The sequence below is a fragment of the Sphingomonas bacterium genome (genome assembly GCF_903643065.1).
Classification (GTDB): domain Bacteria; phylum Pseudomonadota; class Alphaproteobacteria; order Sphingomonadales; family Sphingomonadaceae; genus Sphingomonas.
This window is the reverse complement of the sequence record NZ_CAHJWX010000035.1, coordinates 1-9,612: the sequence shown is the minus strand read 5'-3', so window position 1 is coordinate 9,612 and position 9,612 is coordinate 1. Positions and strand designations below refer to the sequence as shown.

At 67.9% G+C, this 9,612-nt stretch carries 11 protein-coding genes, 1 tRNA gene and 2 pseudogenes; 3 read left to right on the top strand and 11 right to left on the bottom strand.

Features of this window, described 5'->3' with window-relative positions; translation table 11 throughout:
* The 8 genes and pseudogenes from HUU95_RS14430 to rplU all read right to left on the bottom strand — a co-directional run.
* Positions 1–131, bottom strand: a pseudogene (locus tag HUU95_RS14430) (glutamate 5-kinase); the annotation flags it as partial.
* Entirely contained in the window at positions 132–692 is a 561-nt protein-coding gene (locus HUU95_RS02525) for a Uma2 family endonuclease (RefSeq protein ID WP_174278660.1), read from the bottom strand. It abuts the pseudogene before it with no gap.
* Between the two features lie 62 nt (positions 693–754).
* The gene (locus HUU95_RS02520) at positions 755–1,315 is read right to left on the bottom strand and encodes a Uma2 family endonuclease (RefSeq protein WP_174278659.1); all 561 of its coding nucleotides are present in this window, start codon (positions 1,313–1,315) and stop codon (positions 755–757) included.
* Between the two features lie 15 nt (positions 1,316–1,330).
* Positions 1,331–2,377, bottom strand: a complete 1,047-nt coding sequence (gene obgE / locus HUU95_RS02515; protein WP_174278658.1) for a GTPase ObgE — start codon at positions 2,375–2,377, stop codon at positions 1,331–1,333.
* Between the two features lie 42 nt (positions 2,378–2,419).
* The gene (locus HUU95_RS02510) at positions 2,420–3,025 is read right to left on the bottom strand and encodes a TetR/AcrR family transcriptional regulator (RefSeq protein ID WP_174278657.1); all 606 of its coding nucleotides are present in this window, start codon (positions 3,023–3,025) and stop codon (positions 2,420–2,422) included.
* A gap of 52 nt (positions 3,026–3,077) precedes the next feature.
* Complete coding sequence (locus HUU95_RS02505) at positions 3,078–3,587, bottom strand: GNAT family N-acetyltransferase (RefSeq protein WP_174278656.1); 510 nt, start codon at positions 3,585–3,587, stop codon at positions 3,078–3,080.
* A 152-nt stretch (positions 3,588–3,739) separates the two neighbouring features.
* On the bottom strand, positions 3,740–4,048 hold the full coding sequence (gene rpmA / locus HUU95_RS02500; protein WP_174278655.1) for a 50S ribosomal protein L27: 309 nt from the start codon (positions 4,046–4,048) through the stop codon (positions 3,740–3,742).
* A gap of 26 nt (positions 4,049–4,074) precedes the next feature.
* On the bottom strand, positions 4,075–4,371 hold the full coding sequence (rplU, locus tag HUU95_RS02495; RefSeq protein WP_174278654.1) for a 50S ribosomal protein L21: 297 nt from the start codon (positions 4,369–4,371) through the stop codon (positions 4,075–4,077).
* Positions 4,372–4,582: 211 nt separating this feature from the next.
* Between rplU and HUU95_RS02490 the strand changes: the two genes are divergently transcribed.
* Entirely contained in the window at positions 4,583–7,258 is a 2,676-nt protein-coding gene (locus tag HUU95_RS02490; RefSeq protein ID WP_174278653.1) for a TonB-dependent receptor plug domain-containing protein, read from the top strand.
* A 69-nt stretch (positions 7,259–7,327) separates the two neighbouring features.
* Here the strand turns inward: HUU95_RS02490 and hspQ are convergent, their stop codons facing one another.
* The gene (gene hspQ, locus HUU95_RS02485) at positions 7,328–7,708 is read right to left on the bottom strand and encodes a heat shock protein HspQ (RefSeq protein ID WP_174278652.1); all 381 of its coding nucleotides are present in this window, start codon (positions 7,706–7,708) and stop codon (positions 7,328–7,330) included.
* A 120-nt stretch (positions 7,709–7,828) separates the two neighbouring features.
* On the opposite strand from hspQ, the gene HUU95_RS02480 reads away from it, so the two are divergent.
* Both HUU95_RS02480 and HUU95_RS14425 read left to right on the top strand, forming a co-directional pair.
* Positions 7,829–7,918, top strand: a tRNA-Ser gene (locus HUU95_RS02480).
* Between the two features lie 84 nt (positions 7,919–8,002).
* Positions 8,003–8,623 (top strand): tyrosine-type recombinase/integrase, encoded by a 621-nt coding sequence (locus tag HUU95_RS14425; protein WP_438827194.1) that lies wholly within the window; start codon positions 8,003–8,005, stop codon positions 8,621–8,623.
* A 53-nt stretch (positions 8,624–8,676) separates the two neighbouring features.
* Here the strand turns inward: HUU95_RS14425 and HUU95_RS02475 are convergent.
* Both HUU95_RS02475 and HUU95_RS02470 read right to left on the bottom strand, forming a co-directional pair.
* Positions 8,677–8,928, bottom strand: a pseudogene (locus HUU95_RS02475) (relaxase domain-containing protein); the annotation flags it as partial.
* Between the two features lie 6 nt (positions 8,929–8,934).
* Positions 8,935–9,159, bottom strand: a complete 225-nt coding sequence (locus tag HUU95_RS02470; RefSeq protein ID WP_174278650.1) for a hypothetical protein — start codon at positions 9,157–9,159, stop codon at positions 8,935–8,937.
* Positions 9,160–9,612: the final 453 nt, after the last annotated feature.

Below are 9,612 nucleotides of genomic sequence, written 5' to 3'. Positions count from 1 at the left end.
GCGCGCCGCGCCGCCACGCCGCCCGCGATCCCCGCCAGCCACGCCGCCCGTACGCCACCGTCTGGCTCGACGAGCAGCGCCGAGCCGATCTTGACGATCAGGCGAGGGCAGGTGGCGGGCGGGAAGATCACCTAGCGCGCGAAGATCTCGGCGTGGGGAAGGGTGATGCCAAGCGACGGGAGGGGGATGTCGAACGCTGCCTGATGACCGACATCGCTCCACCCGTCCGGCCCGATGCGCTGCACCACGCGCACCCGCTCCGTCCCGATATCCACGAGCACGATGGTATCGACGCTGGTCAACGCCCTGTATTCAAGGAGCTTCTCTCTCACGTCTGTCCGAAACGTGCCAGCCGAAGCGATCTCGAACAACACGCGAGGATCATCGAACAGGCGGACATCGTCGTCGTTCGAGCCGTCATGTCCGCAAAGCACGGCGACGGCCGGGTAGCGGATCGTCCGTTCCACCGTGCGTATGCCCTGATCCGGTCCGTACGGTGTGCAGCCGGTTCCCTGAAGTCGCCGCATCAGTGCGAACTGGATGTTGAGCGCTACCTTATTATGACGTGCCTTGGCTCCCGCCATCATCCGGATGACGCCATGCTCCAGCTCCGCCTTCAGATCACCAAAGGTGATCTCCAGGAACTCCTGCTCGGTCAGCAGGGTAAGCGGGTAATCAGGTCTGGCGGCCATCCCCATTCCATAGCCTCAAACCGACGACCACTCCACCGCGTCCTCCACCCGCGTCGCGCCGGTCAGTCACGCGCGAACACGTCCGCGTGCGGGATGGTCAGGTCGAGCGCGGGGATGACAATGCCGGTTCGGCCGGAGAACAGGTGGTCGAGCCAACCGTTCTCCAGCCGCTCGACGGTGCGGCAAAGCTCCGCATCGGGATCGACGAAGGCGATCGTGCGGATGGAGGGCACGGCCTTGTACTCGGCCAGCTTCTCGCCCTGATCGATCGCGGCAGTGCTCGGCGACAGCACCTCGATGACGACGGTGGGATCGGGCAACGCCGTCGTGGACCTCAGGTCGAGGCGCGGGGGCTGATCGCAGTGGACGCTGACGTCTGGAAAGCGAACCTGGGAGTCGCCGACCTGCACGGCCATGTCGGAGTTGTAAGGTCGGCAGCGGCTACCGCGCAGTCGATTGCGGAGCCAGTTGTAGATGTTGCCCTGAACCCATGCGTGCGGCTCCGTGCCGCCCACCATGCCGACGATCACGCCATCCGCCAGCTCGAACTTGCGGTCGCTGCCGAAGTCCATGTTGAGGAACTCGTCGGCGGTGATCTTGCGATAGGCGGGATCGGTGCGCATGCCGTTCGTCTATACCTAAACCGGCGACCACTCCACCGCGTCCTCGCCCTCATCGTCCGCCGGCACCGCGCCCGGCTCGGGCGGGAGCGCGTCGAGCAGGCGGTCGAGCGTCCAGTCGAGCCCGGTGCCGCTCGCGCCTGACAGCGGGATCACCGGCTGGCCCGACGCCTCCTCCAGCTCCGCCGACAGCGCCGCCACCAGCTCGTCGTCGAGCGTGTCGATCTTGTTGAGCGCGAGCACGTACGGCTTGTCGTCCAGCCCCGCGCCGTACGCCGCCAGCTCGTCGCGCACGACGCGCCAGCTTTCCGCCACGTCCGCGTCCTGCGCATCGACCAAGTGGAGCAGCACGCGGCAGCGCTCGATATGCCCCAGGAATCGGTCGCCGATCCCCGCGCCCTCGGCGGCGCCCTCGATCAGGCCGGGGATGTCGGCGACGACGAACTCGCGCTGGCGGTGGCGCACGACGCCGAGCTGCGGGCGCGTGGTGGTGAAGGCATAGGCGCCGACCTTCGCCTGCGCGTTGGTGACCGCGTTGATGAAGGTCGATTTGCCCGCGTTGGGCAGCCCCACCAGCCCCGCGTCCGCGAGCAACTTGAGCCGGAGCCACACCCAGGCTTCCGCGTTCGGCCAGCCCTCGCCATGCTGGTACGGCGCGCGGTTCGTGGAGGTCTTGTAGCTGGCATTGCCCCGGCCGCCGTCGCCGCCGCGAAACAGCGTCTCGCGCTGGCCGACCCGGGTGAAGTCGAGCAGGATATCCTCCTTGTCCTCCGACAGCACCTGCGTGCCCACCGGCACCTTGACCACCAGATCGTCGCCACCCGCGCCCGTGCGGTTCGAGCCGGAGCCGCCCGAGCCGCGCGCCGCGCGGAAATGCTGCGTGTAGCGGAAGTCGATCAGCGTGTTGAGGCCCGCCACCGCCTCGAACACGATGTCCCCGCCCTTGCCGCCGTTGCCGCCGTCGGGGCCGCCATATTCGATGAACTTCTCGCGGCGGAACGAGACGGCACCGGGGCCGCCGGCACCGGAGCGGACGAAGATCTTGGCTTGATCGAGAAAATGCACCGGCAACGCTTAGCGGGTTTTGCCCTCGTCCGTCACCCCGGCTCAAGCTCGGGGTGACGAGGCCTCATCCCGCCCCACCACCAGCATCGCCCGCGCCAGCACCCGCGCCCGCTCCCTCGGCAGCCCCAGCGCGCGCGTCAGCGGCGCACCGAACAGCGCGTCGCCCAGCGCCATCAGCACCAGCGTCAGCGTCTCGTCCTCCAGCGGCTGCGGGTCGCGGTGATCGGGCGCCAGCTCGTCGACCAGGTCGCGGATCGCGGTCAGGATCGGGTCGAGCGCGTCCTCGTTGCCCGACAGGATCATCCAGCTCGCCAGCGCCCCCGCGCCGCCCGCGTCGAATGCGTCAAAGGCGAGGTCCACCACCTCGCCCGGATGCGGATCGGGCGCCCCGCGCTGGCGCAGCACCGCCGCGCGGATGGTGGAGGTGATGAACCCCGCCATGCGCGCGATCAGCGCCTGTTGCAGCCCGTACGCGCTGCCGAAATGATGCAGCACGTTGGCGTGCGTGCGGCCGATCCGCGCCGCCACCGCCTTCAGCGTCACCGCCTGCGGCCCGGACTCGACCAGCAGCGCCCGCGCGGCGTCGAGCGCGGCATCGCGCGACGCCTCGGGGGAGAGGCGGCGGCGGGGCAGGGGGGTGACGGACATGCAAGGCGGATGTTGGCTGAAACCGGCGGCGAGGCAAGGCGGGATCGGCTCGCTACAGCGTCAGTACATAGGTGACGCTGTCCACCTCCGCGCCGCGCGCGAGGCTGTGGCGCCGCGCGGTGCCGGTCTCCTGGAACCCGAGCTTGCGGAGCACGCGGCCCGATGCGGGATTGTCGGCGTGGTGATAGGCCGTCAACCGCCGTTGCCCGAGCGCGTGGCGCGCCATCGCCACCGTCGCGCGGCCGGCCTCCGTCGCATAGCCCCGCCCCCAGGCGGACGGCGTGAGCCAATAGCCGATCTCCAGTCCGTCCTCGGCGTCGTGCAGCCCCGTGCCGCCGACCAGCTCGGGCAGCGCCCCGCGATCATGCGCGAAGATCAGCAGTGGGTGCTGGCGCGGCTCCGCCGGCCGGCGGAGCCAGTCCTCGGCGTGCGCGAGCGTGTATGGCCAGGGCAGGCGCGCGAGCCGGAAGGCGACGCTCTCGTGCGCGATGGCGACGGCCAGCGCGGGCGCATCCTCCGGCCAGCCGGGCCTCAGCGTCAACCGTGATGTGCGCGCGAACATGATGCCCCCTTCATCGCGGGCGTGACGCGCCCGCGACAATCTGGATGAGGGAGCAAAAGAAAAGGGAGCCCGGGTGACCCGGCCTCCCTTGGTTGGCTGGCCCATCGCGGGCCCCGGGTCACCCTGGTGGGCGACCCGGTGAGGTCGCCCTGTTACTCGGCCGCGGCCATCTGCATCGGCGCCAGATGGTCGGCCGTCGGCGCGGTGTCGTTGGCCACGACCGAACAGAACTTTCGGCCGAGCTTGCCGTCGGCGAACGCCACGCGGCCGTCGATCAGCGCGAACAACGTATGGTCCTTGCCCATGCCGACATTCTTGCCCGGATAGACACGGGTCCCGCGCTGGCGGACGAGGATGTTGCCGGCGATCGCCCGCTCGCCACCGAACTTCTTGACGCCCAGGCGCCGACCGGCCGAGTCGCGGCCGTTGCGCGACGAGCCGCCTGCTTTCTTATGTGCCATTGCTCTCTAGCTCCTTAGCGCGCGGATCAGCCGACCGACACGATCTTGAGTATCGTGTGGTGCTGCCGGTGGCCGTTGCGCCGACGATAATTGTGGCGACGGCGCTTCTTGAACACGATCACCGTGTCGGCGCGATCGTGCGCGATGATCTCGGCGGCGACGCTGACGCCTCCCACGTCACGCAATTCGCCGCCCTCGCCCGCGAGCAGCACGTCGCCCAGCGTGATCTGGCTGCCGGCGTCGCCATCCAGCTTCTCCACGACGATCTTGTCTCCGGCGGCGACGCGATATTGCTTGCCGCCCGTGCGCACCACTGCGAACATGGCCTGATCTGCTTTCCAAAACTCGGGCCCCGTCCGGGCGGACCCGTCGGGAAGAAGCGGTCAGCTAGGCAAGGCGTGCGATCCTGTCAACCGTCGGCGCCGCTGTGGCCCGACTGCAACACAATCGTAACCATTACAGCACGCCAAGGCGGCCTGACTTGCGGCCGGAGCGGTCCCGCCGCAAGCTGCGGCGCAATACAGGGGACCCATCATGCGCCGTTCCGTCACCATCGTCCTGCTCGCCGGCTCCATGCTCGCCACGGCGCCGGCCTGGGCGCAGACCGCTCCCGCGACGACGCCCAACGATGCGACGCAGCAGACCGCGCCCGCCGACGCGCCGACCTCGTCGACGCCGACGGCGCAGGATCGCAGCGATGAGGTGGTGGTGCTCGGCACCCGCCGGCTCGATCGGACGCTGACCACCTCCGCCTCGCCGGTGGACGTGATCGGCGCGGCCGAGCTGCAGTCGCAACCGACCGCCAACCTGATCGACTCGATCAAGAACATCGTCCCGTCCTTCTTCGTCGGGCAGAACACAATTTCCGACGCGTCGAGCTTCGTGCGCTCGCCGTCGCTACGCGGCCTGCCGGGCGACGAGATCCTCGTGATGCTCAACGGCAAGCGGTATAATCGCTCGGCGCTCGTCCAGGTCTATACCGGCGGCGACACCGGCCTGTCGTTCGGCGCGCAGGCACCCGACATCTCGGCGATCCCGTCGATCGCGATCAACAACCTCCAGGTGCTGCGCGACGGCGCCACCGCGCAATACGGCTCCGACGCGATCGGCGGCGTGCTGAACTTCAGCCTGCGCAAGGACGCGGGGCTGGAGCTGCAGGGCCGTTATGGCCAATATTACGACGGTGACGGCGACGCCCGCCAGATCGCCGGCGATGTCGGCTTCAAGCTGGGTGAGCGCGGGTTCATCAACGTCGCCGGCGAGTATAACGACGATCTGGGCACCAGCCGCGGCCACCAGCCGCCCGAAGCCTATTATTTCGCCGCCGCCAATCCCGCGCTCGCCACGCGCATCCCGAACTATCCCGGCCCCGCGCAGATCTGGGGAAGCTCGCCGACGCATGGTTATAAGGCGGTGGTCAACGCCGGCTACGACCTGACCGCCAACACCCAGCTCTACCTGTTCGGGAACGTCGCGGGGAACCATACCGACGAGAGCTTCAACTATCGCCGGCCCATGGCCTTCGCCGGCGTGCCGATCTTCAACGGCACCGCGCAGACGACCACGAACATCAGCCGCAACGGATCGTACAGCCCGGTCTATCTGACTCCATGCCCCACCGGCAACGCGACCTGCCCGGCGGGCGGCTTTGTGATGGACGCCAACACCTTCTCCGCCGCCACTCTCTATCCCGCCGGCTTCACGCCACGCTTCATCGGCAAGACACAAGAGGCGTACGGGACGGTCGGCTGGAAGGGCAAGCTGGAGAACGGCCTGACCTTCGACCTGTCGGGCACGCTCAGCCGCAACTCGCTACAGCTGTCGATGTACAACTCGCTCAGCCCCTCCTACGGGCCGCAGACGCAGACCAGCTTCCAGTTCGGCAAGTTCATCCAGAAGGAGGGCGATGCCAATCTGGACCTGACCTACCCGCTCGCGGTCGGCTTCGCGAGCCCGATCACGCTGTCGGGCGGGGCCGAGTATCGCAAGGAGATCTTCCAGCTCACCCCGGGCGACCTGCAATCCTACGGCGCCGGGCCGTATGCGGTGGCGCAAACGCTCTACTCGCTCACCGGCCCCGGCGTGTATACCCGGACCGGGGCGTCCGCCGCGCAGTCGCCGGGGGCGAGCGGCTATGCCGGCACCAGCCCGGCGCTCACCGGCTCGTTCAACCAGCAGAGCGAGGCCGGCTATCTGGGCGCCGAGACCGACATCGTCGCCGCGCTGACGGTCGGCGTGATGGGGCGGTACGAACATTACAGCGACTTTGGCAGCAAGGCGGTGGGCAAGGCCAACGCGTTGTTCAAGGCGACGGACTGGCTGTCGGTACGCGGCACCGTCGGCACCGGCTTCCACGCGCCGACGCCCGGCCAGTCGCACGACGCGGTGGTCACCACCAGCTTCATCGCGGGCAACCAGGTGCAACAGGGCACCTATCCGGTCGATAACGCCGCCGCGCTGTTCTATGGTTCCGGGCCGCTCAAGCCGGAGAAGTCGACGAACTGGGGCGCCGGCTTCGTCCTCACGCCCGCACGGGCGCTGACGGTTACCACTGATTACTACAACATCAAGGTGCGCGACCGCATCTACCTGTCACAGTCGTTCACGGTGACGGCGGCCAACGTCGCCGCCAATCCGGCGCTGGCGGCGGTGGGCGCGGGCGGCACGGTGCAATATTTCACCAACGCGCTCGACACCCTCACGCGCGGCGTCGACGTGGTCGCGTCCTACCGCACCACGCTGTCGGAGGCGGCGCTGAACCTGACGCTGGCCTACAACTACAACCACAGCACCGTGTCGCGCTACAATCCGGCGCAGGTGTCGGCGGCGCAGATCGTCGACATCGAACATCTGGCGCCGAACCATCGCGCCAACGCCGCCGCCTCGCTGTCGCTGCACGGCCTGACGATCAACGGGCGCGAGAATTATTACGGCTCGTGGCAGGACGCGGTCGACTATCCGGGGCAGAAGTTCGGCTCCAGGTTCACGACCGACCTGGACGTCAGCTACACCTTTATGGACCATTATACGCTGACCGTCGGCGCCAACGACTTCTTCGACACCCGGCCGGAGAAGATCGCGGCGTCGACGTCCAACCCGATCTACCAGGCGACCCAGAGCCTGCTCGACGGATCGGTCTATCCGCGCATCGGCGGGCCGTTCGGGTTCAACGGCGGCTTCTACTACGCCCGCCTGCGGGTCAAATATTGAGGCGGTGCGGTGGTCGCCGGCGCTCGGGCCGGCGCTTACGCTCGGTGCTTGTTGTCGCGGCGCAGCCGCTCAGTGCTTGTGCTCGCGGCGCAGCCGATAGCTGCCGTCATCCCCCCGCGTGAAGATGCCCGCGATCGCGGGATGCTCGACCGGCTCGTCGCTGTCGTCGGGCACCAGGTTCTGCTGGCTGACATAGGCGACGTAGCTCGATTCGAGGTTCTCGGCGAGCAGGTGGTAGAAGGGCTGGTCCTTGGCCGGCCGGATGCTTTCCGGGATCGCCTGATACCATTCCTCCGTGTTGGCGAACACGGGATCGACATCGAAGATGACGCCGCGGAAATCGAACATGCGATGCTTCACCACCTCACCGATCCCGAAGCGGGCGGCGACGATGGGTGGGGCGGGATGGTCGTTGCGGGTCGGCTGCCCGGCGGTTGGATGATGCACCATGCAAGCTATTTAAGCCGGGCGCGGGAGGGCGCAAGGCGACGCTTGCGAGCGTCCGGGTGATCGGATAGGAGCGCGCGCTCGACCGGCCGGTCGCCCGATGCGGGCGTGCTTGTCCTCTGCGGAGAGGTGGCAGAGTGGTCGATTGTACCGCACTCGAAATGCGGCGTGCCTTCACGGGCACCGTGGGTTCGAATCCCACCCTCTCCGCCAGAGCCGTTTCCCGGGACATTCCAGACCGTCCCAGGAGCTTTGAAACCCGCAGAAAAGTGCCATTCTGACGTCCCATGGCGACGCTTGACGTTCGCCAACATCCGTGATGTGGTGTGGGAAGAAACGTGGGAAACGATTTTCGGTGTGGGAGCGCGTATGGCCAAGCTCACCGCGTTGAAGGCGCGGCATCTCGTCGAACCAGGGCGCTACAGCGACGGCGACGGCCTCTACCTGCTGGTCGGACCGGGAGGCGCCAAGAGCTGGATGCTGCGCGTGCAGGTCGACGGACGAAGGCGCGACCTCGGTCTTGGCAGCTTCAAGCTGCTCTCCTTGCTCGGTGCTCGCGACGCGGCACTCGAGCTGCGGCGGAAGCTCCGTGGCATCTCTGATCCATATGCGCCGGCGCCGCGTGCGCCGAAGCCGGCACCCGCCCGCACGCTCAGTTTTGGCGAGGCTGCGTCGAAAGTCCATGCCGAGCGAACGGAAGGATGGAAGAACGGCAAGCACCAGGCGCAGTGGATCAAGACGCTCGAGAACTATGCTTTTCCGACGCTCGGTGATCTTGCCGTCGATGAGATCGGCGCTGGCCCGATCCACGATGCCGTGGCGCCGATCTGGCTCTCCAAACCCGAAACCGCGCGCCGCGTGCTCCAGCGGGTTGGCGTGGTCCTGGACTGGGCTTGCGCGAAGGGCCTGTGTCGATAGGCGCCGATGATGCGCCGGTCGCCGCCGACCAAGGCCAGCAGCGACCAGCTCTTGGGCAGCGAGAACGTAAGGTCTACGCCCGCGCTATGGCGATCAACTGAGCCGACTTGGGCGCCGTTCGGGAGCGTGCCCTGCAGCAGTGCTTCGAACACGTCCTTGTCGACCATGCCCTCGAGCCCAAGTGCCGCCGCGCCCCTGCCGACCCATTCGCCCGACGTTTCGGCTTCGCCGGGCGTGTAATAATTGTCGGCGGCGAAATAGCCGGCGGCGCCTTTGGCGGAGCGTACGCTCGCGACGGAGAGCATGACCGATCACAGGCCGAGATCGGGGTCGTCGACAGGGCTGTGCTCCGATGGCGCGATGCCCTCCTTCAGCTCCCTCAGCGAGATATTCTCCCGACCGGCGAGCGGCCGTATCGTGCGTGCGGGATCGACGGTGCCGGGGCGCCCATCGGGCGCAGTCAGGCTGTTGCCGGGCCCGTCCTGCGTGCCCGACGACGCCTTGTCGGGAGGTAGAGGCTTGGCGATTGCCGGCAACGCGCCGCCTGCCGGCGGGCGCGGCTCCTTCGCGCCGAGGGTGAACAGGTTGTTTTCAGCGGCCGAGCCGGGTCCACCGACCGCTGGATTGAGCAGTCTCGCGGTCGCTTCCGGGTCACCGGTCCGGTCACCATTTGGCGACGGCTCGATCTTTGCCGAGTCATTCCCAGCCTCTCGCTCACGTGCATCACTCGGTCCCGGACCCTGATCATTCGCACCGGGTGCAGCAGCACCGTTCCCGGTCGCACCCAATTCCGCGTTTTCGCTTGGCAGCGGAGCCGGAAGCGGCACCCGCGACCGCGGGATGAAGGGCTCGGCGATGCTCGGAAAGCCGACATAGCGAAGCCTGATCGGCGCGGCCGGGAAGCCGTCGGGATGGACTTGCCCCGGTTAAGTGGAGAGGCATGTGCTCAGCGTGACGCGGTTCGTTCGAACTGCGCGGGGCTGATGTAG

Excerpts from the sequence above, each read along its gene's own strand:
- HUU95_RS02525 (WP_174278660.1), bottom strand. The coding sequence starts at position 692 with ATGGCCGCCAGACCTGATTACCCGCTTACCCTGCTGACCGAGCAGGAG.
- HUU95_RS02520 (WP_174278659.1), bottom strand. The coding sequence starts at position 1,315 with ATGCGCACCGATCCCGCCTATCGCAAGATCACCGCCGACGAGTTCCTC.
- HUU95_RS02510 (WP_174278657.1), bottom strand. The coding sequence starts at position 3,025 with ATGTCCGTCACCCCCCTGCCCCGCCGCCGCCTCTCCCCCGAGGCGTCG.
- HUU95_RS02505 (WP_174278656.1), bottom strand. The coding sequence starts at position 3,587 with ATGTTCGCGCGCACATCACGGTTGACGCTGAGGCCCGGCTGGCCGGAG.
- rpmA (WP_174278655.1), bottom strand. The coding sequence starts at position 4,048 with ATGGCACATAAGAAAGCAGGCGGCTCGTCGCGCAACGGCCGCGACTCG.
- rplU (WP_174278654.1), bottom strand. The coding sequence starts at position 4,371 with ATGTTCGCAGTGGTGCGCACGGGCGGCAAGCAATATCGCGTCGCCGCC.
- HUU95_RS02490 (WP_174278653.1), top strand. The coding sequence starts at position 4,583 with ATGCGCCGTTCCGTCACCATCGTCCTGCTCGCCGGCTCCATGCTCGCC.
- hspQ (WP_174278652.1), bottom strand. The coding sequence starts at position 7,708 with ATGGTGCATCATCCAACCGCCGGGCAGCCGACCCGCAACGACCATCCC.